This is a genomic window from Bacillus sp. AY2-1, from assembly GCF_008368965.1.
Classification (GTDB): Bacteria; Bacillota; Bacilli; order Bacillales; family Bacillaceae_G; genus Bacillus_A; species Bacillus_A thuringiensis_S.
Genome location: NZ_QPEL01000011.1, coordinates 16107 through 33971 on the forward strand (window position 1 = coordinate 16107; position 17865 = coordinate 33971).

A 17865-nucleotide genomic window follows, 5' to 3' on the forward strand; every position below is an offset into this window, starting at 1 on the left:
TATCATCACCTCTACTTGATTAGTATGTCCACTTTTTTATACATTAATCTTTTCCTTTAATTCATTCATAATTTGCTTTACAGACTTATTTGTCGTATCGATATGAATATGAGCCTCTTCATAATAAGCTCGGCGTGATTCAAATTTCTTTACGAATGCAGCTATATCTTTCTTTTGAAATAGTGGACGTGTCGTATCTTCACGAAGCCTTTCTGCAATTACATTTGGATCACAATATAAATACACGACAGTTCCGTTCTCTTTCATCCACTTGCGATTTTCCGCTCGTTCAATAATTCCCCCACCAGTTGTAATAATGACATTATGGACTGGTAGCGAACGTAACATTTCGCTTTCATATTCCCGAAAAGTCATTTCGCCTTCTTCGGCAAAAATATCACGAATTGCCTTCTTTTGCTTCTCTTCGATTTTTTGATCAGTATCTACAACATCCATTTGAAGTTCTTGACTTAATGCTTTTCCAATTGTTGTTTTCCCTGCTCCCATATAGCCGGTTATGTATATAGATTTCATTTTCTGTCCTCTCAATCGTCATTTATTAATTGTTATTATAACGAAAGATGCTACTTTGTTTAATAAAAAAACGTTTTGTTCTTATACTATGAAGAACAAAACGTAACACTCGCTTTTACTTATAAGTACCTCTTCTCACCCACTGCGTTGCAATCCATTTCTCGCCTTTCGTTACAGGTGCCCCTCCATGTAACGTAAGCTCATTTAGTGATTGATCTTGATAAAAATACTCAAAGTATACTGCCATTCCCTTTCTAGGATGTACAGAAAGATTTAATTTCGGGAAGTACGTTTCCCCGCCTTCTTCTACATCATTTAAGTACATTACAAGCGTACTAATACGATTGTTAGCAGCTGATCTACTATGTTCCGCAAAATAATCATAGTGTGCTTTATATTGTTGATCCACTTCATAATTTAAAATGTGCAATCCTTCACCATGCGACGCAGGAACATTCATGATAGATGAAATTCGTTTTTCAATCTTTGAAGTAAGTTCATTGTCTTCCAAAAATGCACCGCTACTTGTTCGAATATCATTTACATCACGTGATGAACCAACTTTAGAACGCTTCATTTTATTTTTAGACATTTCAATCAATTTATCACACTCTTCATCACTTAGTACATTTGCTAATACGACAATAAGAGGTTCTTCGAATTTTGAAATAATGTGTATTTCTCTATCTTCTGTCATAATCGTATTTCCTTTATGATCAAAAATAGTTTGTTCCTTATTTTCACCTATTTGATTGTTATTTGTCATTTCCCTATTCTCCCTAAAAATAATGATTGGATAGCATGAATATATCATATTCTTTCTACCTTTCTCTTTTTTGAGAAAATTTAAACTTTTAATCATTATATTTATCCATTTCTTCTAAAAAGTCAATTCAATTTATAATAGAAACCCCTGGTTTATCTCCATATATTTCACATATTATCCTTCTATCCAATCGACTATTTTTCCATCCTTTTTTCTATACCGAAAGCTCACCGTATAGAAAGCTTCCTGTTTGAGTTTGCACTGCAACGCAACGAAAATTGAATCATTTTCAAAAACATAATTCCCACTCGCTTCTCCCTTTTCATACTGAAAGAAAAATGCACCTTCTTTTTCTTTTTGCTGTAAGTCTTTTTTTATATCTGTAATAGATCGGTTAAGTAGTTCATCCAGTAAAAACTTTTGTTCTATTTCCATATAAAAATTTTTATCTGTAAGCAGCATATTGGTTTCGTATATAAAAAAAGAAGTTAATAAAATAAGAAAGATGATCGTTCCAGGCATTGTAAACCCATTTTGCCCTCTCATACATTCATTTCCATTTCACTATATCGCATAACTACCCCTTCATATATTTTCCCACTAGTATCTTTCACATTTATAATGAGTACATGAGGTGTTAGTTTGTAAGAAACCGTTCCAATATTTTGTAAAACAACTTCTCTCCCACGCCTATTTACCTTTCTTATAAGACGACTATTCTCTTTTTCATATGATACTTCACTCCCATTACGCGATCGGAATCTTAAAATACTTTCTCCATTTTCAAATGCTAGCTGTTCTCCAGATGATACTTCACGAAACTCCAATTGCGTTTGACCTAAAAACACATCCCACTCCCAATCATTTAATCCTTTTGACTGTTTATTTTCCATTTCAATGAAATGTAGGCGGGGAAAGAGCAAAAAAAATATTGATAATAGAAACAGACATACAATCATTTCTATTAATGAAAAACCAAATTCTAATTTACTTTTTCTCCTACATAAAAGCATTGTTCCACCATTCTTTCTTTCACATCTCTCCACATGGTACAAACTTCATTGCCTCCCCAATATGTGTAATACACAATTCCATTCATATTCTTTTCTATTATTCGCTTTTCTTCATTTCCATACATATATATAGCTGCTTCTTTTTTTAATAACCCAGATGCCTTATAACGAATTTGTATATTTTTTCTTTCTTGCATAACTAATACTGTTTGCGGTAGTAGTAACGATACAGCCATCATTAAAACACTTAACGACACAATCATTTCAGCCATTATGGACCCTTTTTGACATTTCACGATACGTAAATCTCCCTCTTCCAAGCTGAAATACAATTTCATATTTATAATTTCGATACGAAATTATAATCGTACCACCTCTATTAATATTTCCACTTGGATTATATGTCATCGGGTTTGGAAACGTATGCAAATCAATTTGTATATCTTCTTCATACTCCCGCTTGACGATATAATACTTTGTACCTAACTCTTTTATAGCATACAAATTTCTATCTTTATACCAACGTAATGTATAGTGCTTTTGACGGTTTATCGCTAATTGCTGCATATACAAAACATCATTTGAAAACTGTCTCAAAAATTGTTCAACTTTTTGTCGCTCGTATAAGGAATGAACACTAAAATACGTAACTATACTCAATACAGAAATAGCAAATAAAACGAGTAACATCTCTAAAAAAGTAAACCCCTGTTGTTTCACAATGTCCTAATTGATACTGTGCCATCATCTGAAATATGAATAGATTCGCCATTCGGACACTTATCAATTGTAATATACTTTTCATCTATCAGTTCTTTTAACGATGGAATTTTATTATGTTGTAATTGATATACTTGTATTTGCGCTTCTATAGATTTCACGTAAGCTGCACACCCTTTTCCTTGGATCGATGAGCGCTGTGTAACTACATTCGGAATAATTAATAGTAATAATATAGTTATGACAACCATTACTAATAGCATCTCTAACAGAGTAAATCCTTCCTCATTCTGCATACAAATGCCTCCTAAATAGAATTCATCATTTGAAACATCGGCATAATCATCGCTAAATACATAAGGACAACGATTCCTCCAATACATGTAAATAAAATAGGCTGAATGATAACTACCATATGTTTAATTTTCCGTTCCATCTTTTCCATAATAAGATCGCTATAGTCACCTAATTCAATCGCTAAATTACCGTTTGCTTGTCCATGCGTAATAACATAAGAAAGTTCTTTCTCGTAATACCCACTTTTAGCAATGATAGATTGTAACTGTTCTCCTCCAATTAATTGTCTTTCAATTCGGCTCGCTTCATATTGAAAGAACGGATGATATCTTTGCTCCATCATTATTGTTAAAGCTTCGCATACTGATAGTCCACCATTTAATAAACCACTCAACTGAGTAGCAAAATAATGTGAATGCTTTAAAATAAGAAATGTTTTGATGAAGGGAATACGATGCATGATTTTTACCTGTCTAATATGTGGAAGTTTCCTAAAATACAACATATATAAACTACATCCAATAATAACAGTTACAATAGCGGTTAAAATAATGTAAGGTAGCATTTTTATTGCACTTAAAATTTGTTCTGTAAGTAGTGGTGTATTAGAACCGAACGAACTATAAACCATTTCAACCTGCGGTAATAAGATGAGGTTGAAAATAAAAAGCATGATTAGTAGAAAAAACACCAAAAACATAGGATACTGCATTATTTTCATCATGTCTCTCCTATACTTATCTTTCTTATAAAGAAGTGCACTTCCTTGTTGCAAAGCGAAAGAAATATCACCATGTTGCTCGGCATAAAATAAATAACTTAACATGTCCTGATGAAACCTTAACTGATGAAAAGAATCGTGTAGACTTTTCCCATCTTTTAATCCCTCAACCATGCTTTGCAATTGTACTTTCTTTTCTACAGGTAATTGAAACTGTAAAAATTCTAATGCTTGTAAAAGAGAGTAGCCTTTTTCTAATAATTCTCCTAAACGTTTCAACAATACTACTTGATTACTTAAACTCCAAGTTTTCTTAAACATAAACATCATCTTCTAAAAACCCTAAAGCATATCCTTTTCGTATTGACGATTCTAAAGTCTCATGTTTGTAAGTAACACATTCTCCATTCGCTTCTTTAAGCGCTTGTTTTAACTCATACCCATATAGCAGCTCATAAATGCTTGCTTGCCTTACTTGCCTCATTGATTTACATAAAGTTGAGCACTTCCCTCTGCAAAACGGACATTTCAATTCGACAAGTCGCTGTGCAGCTACAGCCAATAAAGACTGTTCAATCTCTTGCCTCGTTATACCATAATCCATGAAACGAATGATTGCTCCTTTCGCATCATTCGTATGCAGCGTTGTCATTACTAAATGTCCTGTCAAACTTGCTCTTATAGCTATTTTTGCTGTTTCTTCATCACGGATTTCACCGACTAAAATAATATCTGGATCATGACGTAAAATAGCCTTTAATCCTGTTTCATATGTAAGACCCGCTTTTTCATTTATTTGAATTTGTAATACATCGTCACTTCTTTTTTCAACCGGATCTTCAAGTGTAATGATACGACGTGTTTTCTTTTTTCTAATTACCTCTAATAATGCATACATTGTCGTTGTCTTCCCAGAACCAGTCGGTCCAGTAAACACGAGTAGCCCCTGTGAATAGCGTAAAAACGAGAGTAGTTTTGCTGCCGTACTTGGAAATAACGAAAGATGTGATAAGGGCTGAACAGATGCTTGTAAATGAAGGCGAATAACGAGACTTTCTTGATATACTGTTGGAAGTGTTGAAAGGCGTAAATACACTTCTTGTCCATCAATTTGCAAATACAACGAACCATTCTGTGGCTTCCGTTTCTCTCCTATATCCATAGATGCTAAAAATTTAAAATGTGAGACAAGTTTTTCTCCAAACTCCTTTTCAATACATTGTCTCGTCATTAAATCTTTTCCTATACGTAGTTGCACCGCTACATCCTTCTGCCGGGGCACAATATGTAAATCTGACGCTTGTACCCTACACGCTTCTTTTAAAATTGTATTCGCAAAAATTTCAATCCCATTCATCACTTTTCCCTCCTCACTATGTATATAGCATGAAAACATGCACAATAAAAATTTGGATTTTTGTATTTTCAATAGAGGAAAAAGGAAAAATATGTTTGTGAAATTATGAACAATTTCCGAATTATTGTCTGAAATTACCTATACTCATGTTTATCTGTATTATAATGTTATTATCTTGGATAAAGTGATAAAGGTGGAGATCCTCATGGAACAAGCTTTAAAAATTACAGGTGTTTTAGCTGACCCAACTCGTTATTACATTTATAAATATATTTCGCAAAAACATAGTTACGTAACTGTACAAGAAATTGCAGATGAATTCGATATTCATCCAAACGTAGCACGTTTACATTTATCTAAATTAGAAGATGTTCATATGCTTAAATCGGAAACAAAGAAAACTGGAAAAGGTGGAAGACCAAGCAGATTATATGTCTTATCTGAAGATGTTATTCAATTGCAATTTCCATTCCGTGATTATCAATTGTTAGCAAGAATAGCATTTAATTCTTTACTTAGCCTTGGCGCTGCTGGTGAGAAAGCGCTATACGAAACAGGAAAACAATTCGGGGCCGAATTAATGCAACAACATATGCAACGTTTAAATGTGAGTGAAGGTGCTTTAACAGTAGAACAAAAAGTTCAAATTGCAAAAGAAGCTTTCTCAACAGCCGGCTTATCACCTGCATTTGAATTAAGTGCAGATGGAACAAAAATTTTCTATGATGTACACAATTGTCCATTTAAAGAAGTGGCTGTTCATCATCCAACTGAAATTTGTAACATGCACGGAGATATGATGAAAGGAATTTTTGAAATCCTATTCCCTAACATGGAATTAACTCGAAATGATAGTCTATTAGATGGATGTAAATCTTGTAATTATAAACTAACAATTTAATTTCTCATATAAAAAGAAGCCAATAATAATTGGCTTCTTTTTATATGAATGAATATTTACAATAGTAAGAAAAATAAACTATAATGAAAAGAGGTTTTACTTTTTCTAGAAAAGGAGGGAAATAGCATGGATCGCATGTTTCGCGTTCTCGGCTTTTGGACTGGAATTTTCTCGGTTATGTTTTACGTAGGAGATATGCAACAGGCTGCACTACTATTTTTAGGACAAACAGGTTTCTTCGTACTTTTAAGCTATTTAAAATTAACAGAGCGTATGTATATATACGTATTCGGGGCATATTTAACTGTTTTCTTCATAGGATTTACATACTACACGACATTTTTACTTGTCCCTGGGGCTGGACATTAAAAGATGGCATTTTGCCATCTTTTTTTTAATCCCGGAATTTCCTAGTTGACTTATAGGTTTTATTACCTTATATTCTATATAACAGATTGGAATTAGGGGGAATCAACATGAATACACTGCTTGTCGGAATTAACGTTGCAGTCATGCTCATCTTAGTTGGCGTATTATATTATATGCAACGTAAGCATGTATCTTTTAATAAACGTGTATTTACCGCTTTAGGAGTCGGAATTTTATTCGGTCTTATATTACAATTCATTTATGAGCCAACTTCTAAAGTAATTATTGAATCAAATACTTGGTTTGGCTTAATTGGTAACGGTTATGTGAAATTACTTCAAATGATCGTTATGCCACTTATTTTAGTATCTATTATTTCAGCCTTTACAAAATTACAGTTAACGAAAAACCTTGGTAAAATTAGTGGTCTTATTATCGGAATTTTAATTCTTACTACAGGAATCGCTGCAGCTGTCGGTATCGCTGCAAGTGCAGGATTTGATGTATCTGCAACAGGCTTGCAACAAGGTGATGCAGAATCTGCTCGTCTGAAACTAGTTGAAGAAAGATTTACTTCTATTGAAAAGACAACAATTCCAGATAAATTATTAGAGCTATTGCCTACAAATCCGTTTCTTGATTTAACAGGCGCTCGTCCAACATCAACAATTTCTGTCGTAATATTTGCAGCCTTTATCGGCATTGCCTTTATAGGTGTAAAACGAAAATATCCAGAACAAGCAGAGCTATTTAAGAAAATGCTTGATGCTGTATATGCAATCGTAATGCGTATGGTAACATTAATTTTACGCCTTACTCCATACGGCGTATTAGCTCTTATGGCAAAAACAGTTGCTGGTAGCGATATAAATGCTATTTTAAAGCTTGGTAACTTCGTGTTAGCCTCTTATGTAGCACTTATCGTAATGTTTATCATTCACTTATTATTAATTGCATTGTCTGGTTTAAATCCAATTCAATATTTGAAAAAAGTGTTCCCTGTACTAACTTTTGCATTCACATCTCGCTCTAGTGCTGGTGCGATGCCATTAAATATTGAAGCTCAAAAAGAAAAGCTTGGTATCTCCGAAGGAATTGCAAACTTCGCAGCTTCATTTGGGGTATCTATCGGACAAAACGGTTGCGCAGGTATTTATCCAGCAATGCTTGCAATGATGGTCGCTCCAACTGTAGGAATTGATCCATTACAACCACAATTTATTTTAACTTTAATCGCTGTTGTTGCTATTAGCTCATTCGGTGTTGCCGGAGTTGGTGGCGGTGCAACATTCGCAGCTTTAATCGTACTATCTACAATGAACTTACCAATCGGTATTGTTGCTCTAGTTATCTCAGTTGAGCCATTAATCGATATGGGTCGTACAGCTCTTAACGTAAGTGGTTCTATGACAGCAGGTCTTATTTCAAGTAAATGGCTTGGTGAATTAGATCAAGATACGTACAATCAAGACGATACAAAAACTGGTGAAATTGCTTCATAATGAAAGAAAGACGCTAACATACAATTGTTAGCGTCTTTTTTATTCCGTTCCCTCTTTATAGATCTTATCTTGAGAATTATCACTCCAAGTATTCTTTTAATTGCTCTTTTAACTCTTCCTCAATCTCATAACAAGATTCATCAGCGAGTTCCCCTACTTTCTTACTACCCAAAATGTTTAATTGAATTGGCATTCCTAAAAAGATTCTTTCACATTTCTAAATTGGAATATCGTGAAATTCAATCATTTCTTTTTCTTCATCTATATAGCTATAGCAACTGATGAATAATAACCCACCTCAAAGGGATTCTCTTTTTCTCTTGCAAATCCCATATCTAATTCCATGTTTTTTTCTATGTATAAATGCGAATACTCTTTATACAATTTAAGTGACATTGGCTCTATTTCCTTCTCCATACATTGAATGTTCTCTTTTAACTCCAACGTAAACTCCTGTTCTGTATATTTCATTTTCGCCTCCTTAAACATAGAAAAAGAGAATACAATAATATATTCTCTTTCCTCAAATATATTTCATTATCTCACAGCCCGTCCTTTTCACAAATAACCATTTTGTTCGCACCATTTATGAAATTGTCCTACGTCTACTCCAACTAACACGATATCCTTTAGCTCTACATCAATAATTTGTTCTCCAATTACAATAGCAAAATGCGATGCTAATTTTGTCTCGTTTTTCTTTACAATTCCAATTCGGTTCCGATGCGGTCCATCTTTTATATATGCTTTTTGTCCTACAATATCAAAGTTCAAGATTTTCACCTCTTTTACTGCGCTCAAATTGGAAATACGATCTCCAACTCGGAAAATTTCCTTTCATTGCACTATTTCTCTATATATATGACGAAACAATAAAAGAGTCCTTCCTTCTTTACAATTATTTTTTCTTTGTTTCATTTTTGTGATTGAAACGTAAAGTTTATAATAAAATACACTTGGAAGCGCTTTCTATGTAATTTTTTATGGTATAATGTATAAGTAGAACTTCGTAAAGAGGGTTAAAAAAATGAATACAAAAATGATAAAAAAAGTAATTGAAGCATTAAAAGTATATGGCTTTCAGGATGTATCATTCTGTGACAAAACGAAGCAATTTTTATTTCATAACGAAACCGATATTATGAGCGGCTATGCAGAAATAACATATAGTAGTCAATTTGAAAAATTCAACGTACAAATTCATCCGATTGAAACACATCACCAAGCAGAGTTACAAGAGGTTGAAAGACATATACAAGCCTGTATAAGAAAAGTGGAATATTTAAACGCACTTCTTAGCGGACAAACAAAACTAGATGACAAAATTATTATAATGTAAAAAAAGAACGTGATCCAATCACGTTCTTTTTTCATTATACGTTCATCTTTTCCTTTAGTTGTAATCCTGTAACAGATTCTAATACATCCATAGATTCTCCAAATGTCATATCAAAAATTGTCTTGTCCTCTATGTATGGAAACTGGCTGAAACGCTTTTCTAACACCTTCACAGCATCTGATGTAAAGTTTGCACTATCAATTCCAAATTCTGTTTCAAGAAGAACGATCCAATCTAATACATGAAAACCTAATCCATTGACGAATGAAATAAGTTTTTCTTCTGGGTTTGAAGATAAGAATACTTGTCGTTCCATCTCACTAAAAAGTTCTTCTCCTAAAATTTCAGCTAACTCATCATCATGTTCGCGTTCAACAAGCTCTTCGTAGCCGTAATCATCCACAAGCTCTTCTACTTCTTCACTATCCTGACAAAGCAATTGACTAAGAAGTGCCTCTTTCTTAAATTCACTATTTTGTACGACTTCTAAAAAGCTCGTTTCCCATCCATTTTCTAATTTCATATTATGTACTCCTTTATATACGTTTCTTATCATCACTGTACCCAAAAGATCACTTTTATAACCTTTTAGGTAGTTACTATTATTTCACATGATTCATAACATAAGATGCAAACTCAGCTACATCTCCTTCAAAAATATTTATTTCTGGCAAGTGATAGAACGTTGTTTGGAGCGGATTTCCTGCATGATATACATATATAGTTTTCTCTAGCGCAATCGCCATTCCAAACTCTGTATGGCTCCCGTTTCCGCCATCTAATATAAGTAAAAACACATCCGCTTCTTTTACAGCATTTTTTTCTGCCTGACCAATTTCTCTTAATTGTTCTTGATTCACTGCTCTTTCGTTTTTGGCCCAATCATATGTATGGTGCCATCCTGCATGTTTCAGTTCATTTGCTACGGAACATACAAGATGTTTATTTTGGAAACCTGAGGCGATATAAAAATTCATTTATATACACTCCTTCATTATGTATAGGGAAACTCCTTTTTAGCGTTATTTGTTATAGCTATAATAAATAACAACTTCAAAAAAAATCCCCATCTTTAAAACTTATTTGCGTTTAAATGATGGGATGCTTCATGGTCTTCTTTTATTTTTTGTTTTTTATAACTTTCATCAGCTAACATTTCTAGTTCAGCTGTTATCTCTGACTTTTCAAGCTCTCTTTCTTGCGAAAATTTCCTTGAAATATAAACAATAACACTACCAACGTACAACACAAAGCATATAATAAGTGCAGTATTTTCATAGAGACTTAGCTCCAACACAGTCACTCCTAATCCATTCGTATTTTCACGCCTCATTAATTGGAATTTCTCTATTAACCCAGTTGTTATCCCGCTATTTGAGGGCAGTAAGACTCCCTCCTCAAATTTCAGTAAAAGTAAAGAAGTTAGATGTGGGATGCACCCAACTGATTAAAGTTTCACTTTATTGTAACATAAAAATATCAATTCTTGGAATCTTTCACCCTACTAAAAGAGGCATGATTGTTTCATCATGCCTCTGAAATATTTTGAATGATTGTTTGAATTGCTTCTTTTCCATTATATTTTTTTAGTGCTGTTTTATACTTCTCATTATTTTGATTCAATTCTTCGACATACTTTATCAGAGATTTTACAGTTACATCTTCTTCATATAATACGGAGGCATACCCTTGCCTTTCAAAGGACTCTGCATTTAATATTTGATCTCCACGGCTTGCAAATTTCGATAATGGAATTAAAACCATCGGCTTTTGTAATGTTAAAAATTCAAAAATTGCGTTGGAGCCCGCGCGTGAAATAACAAAATCTGTTACCGCTAATATATCCGGCAGTTCTCCATGTACATATTCAAATTGTCTATATCCTTCTTTATTTTGTAAACTTTCATCAAGGTTACCTTTTCCGCAAAGGTGAACAATTTGATACTTTTTAAGAAGTTCTGGTAATGCTTCTCGAGCCGTATCATTAATTTTCTTCGCGCCCAAGCTGCCTCCCATAATCGTAATAACTGGCTTTTTACGTGAAAAACCTAAAAATGCTAAACCTGTTTCAGGATTTCCCTTCAGCACTTCTTCACGTACAGGAGATCCCGTATATATTACTTTTTCTTTCGGTAAATGCTTCGCTGCTTCTTCAAATGTAACAAATATTTTCGAAGCAAAACGAAGCGCAATTTTATTTGCTAGTCCTGGCGTCATATCAGATTCATGTAATAAAACTGGTACTCTATTTAGCCATCCTCCAATTACGACTGGTACAGATACGAAACCGCCTTTTGAAAAAATCACATCTGGTTTTAGTTTTCGAATCCTTACATACGCATCCATAACACCCTTCATTACAAGAAAAGGATCTTTTATATTTTTCAAATCAAAATAACGACGTAGCTTTCCACTCGAAATACTATAGTAGGGAATGCCTTCCTTTTCTATAATCGTTTTCTCAATACCTTGATGAGAACCAATATAAGAGATATCCCAGTTGTCTTCCTGTAAATGTGGGATAATGGCTAAATTAGGTGTTACATGTCCTGCCGAACCGCCACCTGTAAAGACTATTTTCTTCATACGTCTCCCCCTTCTAGACTATAATACACTAAAATATCTTGCCTCAGGGTGAGAAAATACCATAGCCGTTACGGACGCTTCTGGCTCCATCATGAATCCTTCTGTTAATGAAATACCTATTTCCTCTGGATGAATTAAGCGAAATAGCTTTTCTTGATCTGCAAGTTCTGGACACGCCGGATAACCAAATGACACGCGTATTCCTCTATATTTCGTACGGAAACGTTCTTCCATCGTCAGTTCAGGTGAGTCTGGAATGCCCCAGCGGTCACGAATGAGCATATGTGTTTTTTCAGCAAGTCCTTCTGCTAATTCAAGCGCTAACGATTGAATGGCATGACTACGTAAGTAATCACCTTTCGCCTTCCACTCTTCAGCAATGTCCCGAACTCCTTCCCCAACCGTAACAGATAAGAAAGCAACATAGTCCATCTCATCTCCAATTGGGCGCAAATAATCGCCTAAAGTACGATAGGGGGCCTTTCCTTGTCTAGGGAACGTGAAACGCTCTATAACACGCGTATGATCTTCTGGATCATATATTACAATGTTTTGTCCATCGCTTTGCGCTGGGAAAAATTGATACACTGCTTTTGGCTTTAACCAAGATTGTCCTTCTTGCAATAATTCATCTATTAAATCATTTAATTCATGCGCTCTCTTATCTCCCTTTTTCAAAAGCTTCTTCACATTTCCTTTTAATCCAAGGTGATGCCCAAGTAGCATTTGTCTATTTAAAAATGGAGCGAGATGAAGGGCGGGAATATCGCGTAATACAATTCGTTTTGTTGAATCAGGCACGATAACCTCAGCCTTTGGTAATGGCTCAATTACTGCTGGAATTTCTACTTTCTTCTCCTCTTTTTTTACGATATGAAGATGCCGTTCTTTCTTATCCTGTTTCATCTTCTCACGCTCTTCTTCTTTTTGAAGCTTATTAATAATATCGAGCCCCGTCATCGCATCACTCGCATAACAAACGAGCCCTTTATATGATGGTGAAATCCGATTATCTGTAAACTTTCTCGTTAACGCTGCACCACCTACAACAATGGGAACATCAATATTTGCTGCTTTTAAATCTTCAGCAGTCGTTACCATTTGTTGCGCTGATTTTACTAATAAACCTGAAAGTCCTATAATGTCCGGATTCTTTTCTTGTACTTCTTGAACAATTCGATCTGAACGTACATTAATTCCTAAATTAATAATCTCATATCCGTTATTCGCTAAAATAATTTCAACGAGATTTTTCCCAATATCATGCACGTCACCTTTTACAGTTGCTAATAATACTTTCCCTTTTTTCGCACTATCACTAGATTCCATATATGGCTCTAAATAACTTACAGCAGCTTTCATACTTTCGGCACTTTGCAATACTTCAGCAACAATAAGTTCATTATTATTAAATAGTCGTCCTACCTCGTCCATCCCTGTCATAAGCGGACCGTTAATAATATCAAGAGGTTTTCTTCCTTCTTCAAGTGCAAGACTTAAATCCTCGTGTAATCCTTGTTTCGTACCTTCTACAATATAATTTGCTAGTCTTTCATTAAGCGTTAACGTTTCTTGCACAACGACATCTTTCTTTTTAGCGACTCGGTAAAAGTTTGTAAATTCTTCTAACGTCTCTTTAGTCGTTTCAAACAGTAATGCATCTGCAAGGTGTTTTTCTTCCTCTGGAATCGACGCATAGCGTTCTAATTTTTCCGTATTAACAATCGCGTAATCTAATCCAGCCTTCGTAGCATGATATAAAAAGACGGAATTCAATACTTCACGTCCAGCTGGTGGTAAACCAAATGATATGTTACTTACACCTAAAATCGTTAAACACTCTGGTAACGCTTCTTTAATAAGACGAATTCCTTCTATAGTCGCTGCCGCTGAACCAATATATTCTTCATCACCTGTCCCTACTGGAAACACAAGTGCATCAAAAATAATATCTGACGGACGTATTCCATATTTCGTCGTTAATAATTCGTAACTTCTTTTTGCAATTTCTAATTTTCTTTCAGCACTTACTGCCATACCATCTTCATCGATTGTACCAACTACAATTGCAGCACCATACTTACGAAGAAGCGGTGTTACCTTTTCAAAACGCTCTTCTCCATCTTCTAAATTAATAGAGTTGATAACAGCTTTTCCTTGAATATAAGTAAGTGCTCTTGCCATAACATTTTCATCCGTTGAATCAATCATAATCGGTACTTTTAACACTTTCGTAACTTCTGTCAAAAATTTCTCCATATCTTCTATTTCATCACGATCAGGATCTGCCATACAAATATCAATAATATGAGCATTTTTCTTCACTTGCGCCCTTGCCACTTCAGCAGCCTCTTCAAATTTCCCTTCTGCTACTAATCGTTTAAATTTACGTGATCCAATAACATTCGTTCTTTCACCTACAAATAACGGTCTCATAGACTCATCGTATTGCAGTGCCTCCAATCCACTAATTCCATGTCCTTCTCTCTCATGATGGTCACGAGGCTTAAGAGATGCTAGCGCGGATTTCATTGCTTTTATATGTTCTGGTGTCGTGCCACAACAACCACCGATAATATTAACCCATCCTTCTTCAGCAAATCGCTTCACCTTTTCAGCAAGAGAAGATGGAGATTCATGGTAATGTCCATCTTCATCAGGAAGACCTGCATTTGGATAACAAGAAATGTAACACTCCGATAAATCAGATAGTGAACGAATATGGTCCCTCATAAACTCCGGACCAGTCGCACAGTTTAATCCAACAGATAATGGTTTCATATGTTCTACTGATAAATAAAAAGCTTCAATTGTTTGCCCAGCCAGAGTCGTTCCCATTGGCTCAATCGTTCCTGAAATCATAATAGGAACCGTTTTTTTCATTTCTTCAAAAGCAGCTTGAATTCCAATATAAGCTGCTTTCACGTTACGCATATCTTGACTCGTCTCAACGAGTAATACATCAACTTCTCCTTTTAACAATCCTCGTGCCTGCCTTGTATAAGCCTCAATCAATTCTTCAAAAGTCACACCACCTGTAACACTAATTGCTTTCGTTGTTGGTCCCATTGCTCCCGCAACATATACTTCCTTCCCGCTTTCTTTAACAGCTTGCTTCGCCAAAAGTGCTGCCTTTTCATTTAGTTCTTCATCTAAATGAGACAGCTCATAATCACTTAGTACAATATTCGTTGCCCCAAATGTATTTGTTTCAATAATATCCGCTCCAGCTTCAATATAAGCTTTATGAATTTTTAAAATAACGTCTGGTCTTGTTTCTACTAAATATTCATTACAGCCCTCGTACTCTTCTCCTCCGAAATCTTCAGCAGTTAAATCCTCTTGCTGAATCATTGTCCCCATTGCCCCATCTAATATTAAAATGCTATTCTGTAATTTTTCTTCTATACACTTCATCAATTAATACCTTCTTTCACTTCTTGCTTTTCTCTTACATATTTAACAAGATGTTCTGTAATTTCATACTTTAAAAATGGTGTAATAAGATAAATACCATTAAAATATTTCATCGCTATGTCGATTAATTCTTGCGAAATGCGAATCCCTTCCTCAATTGCTGCCTCTTTCGTTTCGTGTCCATCCATTCTCTCTCTTATTTCTTCAGGAAGAGTAATACCCGGCACCTCAAAATGAAGAAAATCTGCATTCCGCTTACTTACTAACGGCATAATTCCAATAAAAATAGGTTGTTCCAGATGCTTTGTCGCTTCATACACTTCTTCAATTAGCGCGATATCGTAAATTGGCTGAGTTAAAAAATACTCCGCTCCAGCATCTATTTTTCGTTCCATTCGCTTAACCGCTGCTTTTAAGTGCCTCACGTGAGGATTAAATGCGCCGCCTACAGAAAACCTTGTCGCCGGTCCAATTGATTTCCCTAAAATTGAACGTCCATCGTTCATTTCTTTAATCATTTTAATGAGCTCAATAGAGGATAAATCATATACAGAAGTTGCACCGGGAAAATCACCAACGCGCGCTGGATCACCAGTTAAAGCTAACACTTCTTCCATCCCTAACGCCGATAAACCTAACAAATGAGATTGTAGTCCAATGACGTTATGATCTCTACACGTTAAATGTGTCAATACTGGGATATCATGCTTGGTTAATAACGCACCCATTGCCATATTCGAGATGCGAGGCGATGCTAATGAATTATCTGCTAGAGTAATAGCATCTGCTCCCGCTCTTTTTAACGCTCTTGCTCCTTCAAAAAAACGCTGTGTATCTAACGTTTTCGGTGGATCTAATTCCACTACAACTGTCGTTTGTTTTTTCGCTTTCTCTGCTAGAGTGACGTGAGCCTTCGAACGTTTCTCATGCGTATGAACGACTTTCGGCCTTTGAATCGTGTCTTTTTCTATTACAGGGGTAATATTCGCAACAGCGCGCTTCATACTTTGAATATGTTCTGGAGTCGTACCACAACAACCACCCAATAATCGAATACCTTGCTCAATAAATCTCGGTGTCATCGCTTCAAAATAAGCTGGGCTTCCCTCATATACATAACGTCCCTCCACATAATTCGGGAGACCTGCATTTGGGTATGCTGATAAATAGCCATTTTGCGGAATCGATATCATTTTGAAAGCTTCCGTCATATGAAGCGGCCCTAGTTGACAATTCAATCCAACAACATTTGCACCGCAATCTATAAGTTGCTTTAATATTTCATTGACATCATTTCCATTTTGAGTCGTACCTGCTTCATGTAACGCTAATTGAGCAACAATTGGAATATTCGTTTGCTTACGCAATACTTTAACGGCATGAAGTAATTCAAATTCATCGTAAAAAGTTTCTAATAGTAATCCATCAACCTGCTCTTCTAGTAAAGCCCCTGCCTGTTCAAGTAGCATAAACTCCCTTTCCATATCAGTCGTTGTAACGGCTCCGATGTGTTTCATACCACCAATTGTTCCTAAAATTGCATTTCTGTCTGTAACAGATGCTTTCGCCAGTTTTACTGCCGCTCTATTAATTTCTGTAACTTGATTTTCTAAACCATACATACGTAATTTCGTCTCATTTGCCCCATACGTATTCGTTTGAATTACATCTGCTCCAGCAGCTACATATTGTTTATGAATCGATATAATTAAGTCTGGATCAGATACATTCAATTCTTCAAAGCTACTTTGCAAACCATGTGAATGCAATAACGTCCCAACCGCACCATCACCTATTACAATTCCTTTTGATAATAAATCTAGTAATTTCACGAATCTCCCTCATTTCTATCAATATAAAAACCCCCTCTTCACTTTGAAGAGGGGGACATAATCGTTCCTCCTCTTATTATGCAAAACATTCGTTTTGCAGGTATTAGCACCGTTTCAAACATTTCGTTTGAAGGTTGCCGGGTTTCACAGGGCCTTTCCCTCCACCGCTCTCAATAAGAGTTGTCTTTATTATTTTATTTATGTAGCTAAAAGGAAATGCGTTCCCCTTTTAACAATGTTTGTTAATTTTTTAATAAATTTAGCATGCACAAAAGTAAAAGTCAATGATACTTGCGGAAAAATAAAAATTATTTAAAATAAACTTGCAATTCAATTATCTTTTGTTGTAAAGTTAAAAACATAATAAAAATTTCATACGAACATTCTTATCTAGAGAGGTAGAGGGACTGGCCCTATGACGCCTCAGCAACCATTAACAGTTTGTTAATAAGGTGCTAATTCCAGCAAATTGTGAAAGATTTGACAGATGAGAAGAAGACTCTATTCAAAC

At 35.1% G+C, this 17865-nt stretch carries 20 protein-coding genes, 1 pseudogene and 2 riboswitches; of the genes and pseudogenes, 4 read left to right on the plus strand and 17 right to left on the minus strand.

Going from position 1 to position 17865, the window contains the following annotated elements:
* Positions 1-36: 36 nt before the first annotated feature.
* From DN403_RS01540 to comGA, 9 genes are all read right to left on the minus strand, one after another.
* Positions 37-534: a shikimate kinase gene (locus DN403_RS01540; protein ID WP_000836665.1), complete on the minus strand. Its 498-nt coding sequence runs from the start codon at positions 532-534 to the stop codon at positions 37-39.
* A gap of 115 nt (positions 535-649) precedes the next feature.
* A complete protein-coding gene (locus DN403_RS01545) occupies positions 650-1300 on the minus strand; it encodes a 2OG-Fe(II) oxygenase (protein ID WP_000183866.1) in 651 nt (216 codons plus the stop codon).
* Between the two features lie 174 nt (positions 1301-1474).
* Positions 1475-1846 (minus strand): competence type IV pilus minor pilin ComGG, encoded by a 372-nt coding sequence (comGG, locus tag DN403_RS01550; RefSeq protein ID WP_001214886.1) that lies wholly within the window; start codon positions 1844-1846, stop codon positions 1475-1477.
* On the minus strand, positions 1843-2313 hold the full coding sequence (comGF, locus tag DN403_RS01555; protein ID WP_000923110.1) for a competence type IV pilus minor pilin ComGF: 471 nt from the start codon (positions 2311-2313) through the stop codon (positions 1843-1845). Before comGF ends, comGG begins: the two co-directional genes overlap by 4 nt.
* Positions 2283-2585, minus strand: coding sequence for a hypothetical protein (locus tag DN403_RS01560; RefSeq protein WP_000829465.1), 303 nt, complete (start codon positions 2583-2585; stop codon positions 2283-2285). Before DN403_RS01560 ends, comGF begins: the two co-directional genes overlap by 31 nt.
* Entirely contained in the window at positions 2578-3033 is a 456-nt protein-coding gene (gene comGD, locus DN403_RS01565; protein ID WP_002082168.1) for a competence type IV pilus minor pilin ComGD, read from the minus strand. The genes DN403_RS01560 and comGD overlap by 8 nt, the downstream gene beginning before the upstream one ends.
* Positions 3030-3329, minus strand: coding sequence for a competence type IV pilus major pilin ComGC (gene comGC / locus DN403_RS01570; protein WP_001178680.1), 300 nt, complete (start codon positions 3327-3329; stop codon positions 3030-3032). Before comGC ends, comGD begins: the two co-directional genes overlap by 4 nt.
* A gap of 11 nt (positions 3330-3340) precedes the next feature.
* The gene (gene comGB / locus DN403_RS01575; protein WP_025989085.1) at positions 3341-4378 is read right to left on the minus strand and encodes a competence type IV pilus assembly protein ComGB; all 1038 of its coding nucleotides are present in this window, start codon (positions 4376-4378) and stop codon (positions 3341-3343) included.
* Positions 4365-5408, minus strand: a complete 1044-nt coding sequence (gene comGA / locus DN403_RS01580; RefSeq protein WP_001013181.1) for a competence type IV pilus ATPase ComGA — start codon at positions 5406-5408, stop codon at positions 4365-4367. Before comGA ends, comGB begins: the two co-directional genes overlap by 14 nt.
* A 205-nt stretch (positions 5409-5613) precedes the next feature.
* On the opposite strand from comGA, the gene DN403_RS01585 reads away from it, so the two are divergent.
* The 3 genes from DN403_RS01585 (at position 5614) to DN403_RS01595 (ending at position 8180) form a co-directional block, all read left to right on the plus strand.
* Positions 5614-6309, plus strand: coding sequence for a helix-turn-helix transcriptional regulator (locus DN403_RS01585; protein ID WP_000434110.1), 696 nt, complete (start codon positions 5614-5616; stop codon positions 6307-6309).
* A 126-nt stretch (positions 6310-6435) separates the two neighbouring features.
* A complete protein-coding gene (locus DN403_RS01590) occupies positions 6436-6678 on the plus strand; it encodes a DUF2626 domain-containing protein (RefSeq protein WP_000375619.1) in 243 nt (80 codons plus the stop codon).
* 107 nt (positions 6679-6785) lie between these two features.
* Positions 6786-8180: an L-cystine transporter gene (locus DN403_RS01595; RefSeq protein ID WP_001094344.1), complete on the plus strand. Its 1395-nt coding sequence runs from the start codon at positions 6786-6788 to the stop codon at positions 8178-8180.
* A gap of 79 nt (positions 8181-8259) precedes the next feature.
* On the opposite strand, the pseudogene DN403_RS31640 reads toward DN403_RS01595, so the two are convergent.
* Both DN403_RS31640 and DN403_RS01605 read right to left on the minus strand, forming a co-directional pair.
* Positions 8260-8651: pseudogene (locus DN403_RS31640) on the minus strand (hypothetical protein).
* 87 nt (positions 8652-8738) lie between these two features.
* A complete protein-coding gene (locus DN403_RS01605) occupies positions 8739-8954 on the minus strand; it encodes a DUF3912 family protein (RefSeq protein WP_001008325.1) in 216 nt (71 codons plus the stop codon).
* A 253-nt stretch (positions 8955-9207) separates the two neighbouring features.
* Here DN403_RS01605 and DN403_RS01610 point away from each other — a divergent pair, with 253 nt between their 5' ends.
* Positions 9208-9519, plus strand: a complete 312-nt coding sequence (locus DN403_RS01610; protein WP_001093238.1) for a hypothetical protein — start codon at positions 9208-9210, stop codon at positions 9517-9519.
* Between the two features lie 34 nt (positions 9520-9553).
* Here DN403_RS01610 and DN403_RS01615 read toward each other — a convergent pair whose 3' ends face one another.
* From DN403_RS01615 to DN403_RS01640, 6 genes are all read right to left on the minus strand, one after another.
* Positions 9554-10042 (minus strand): hypothetical protein, encoded by a 489-nt coding sequence (locus DN403_RS01615; protein WP_000764268.1) that lies wholly within the window; start codon positions 10040-10042, stop codon positions 9554-9556.
* A 79-nt stretch (positions 10043-10121) separates the two neighbouring features.
* Entirely contained in the window at positions 10122-10496 is a 375-nt protein-coding gene (locus DN403_RS01620) for a nucleoside 2-deoxyribosyltransferase (RefSeq protein ID WP_001012330.1), read from the minus strand.
* A gap of 95 nt (positions 10497-10591) precedes the next feature.
* Positions 10592-10852, minus strand: coding sequence for a DUF3966 domain-containing protein (locus DN403_RS01625; RefSeq protein ID WP_001250699.1), 261 nt, complete (start codon positions 10850-10852; stop codon positions 10592-10594).
* Positions 10853-11046: 194 nt separating this feature from the next.
* Positions 11047-12105: an undecaprenyldiphospho-muramoylpentapeptide beta-N-acetylglucosaminyltransferase gene (murG, locus tag DN403_RS01630; RefSeq protein WP_000724741.1), complete on the minus strand. Its 1059-nt coding sequence runs from the start codon at positions 12103-12105 to the stop codon at positions 11047-11049.
* Positions 12106-12123: 18 nt separating this feature from the next.
* Positions 12124-15522: a methionine synthase gene (gene metH / locus DN403_RS01635; RefSeq protein WP_000649726.1), complete on the minus strand. Its 3399-nt coding sequence runs from the start codon at positions 15520-15522 to the stop codon at positions 12124-12126.
* Positions 15522-17354, minus strand: a complete 1833-nt coding sequence (locus DN403_RS01640) for a bifunctional homocysteine S-methyltransferase/methylenetetrahydrofolate reductase (RefSeq protein ID WP_000770367.1) — start codon at positions 17352-17354, stop codon at positions 15522-15524. Before DN403_RS01640 ends, metH begins: the two co-directional genes overlap by 1 nt.
* Before the next feature lie 70 nt (positions 17355-17424).
* A riboswitch (SAM riboswitch) is annotated at positions 17425-17534 on the minus strand.
* Between the two features lie 203 nt (positions 17535-17737).
* Positions 17738-17848, plus strand: a riboswitch (SAM riboswitch).
* The last annotated feature ends 17 nt before the right edge of the window (positions 17849-17865 follow it).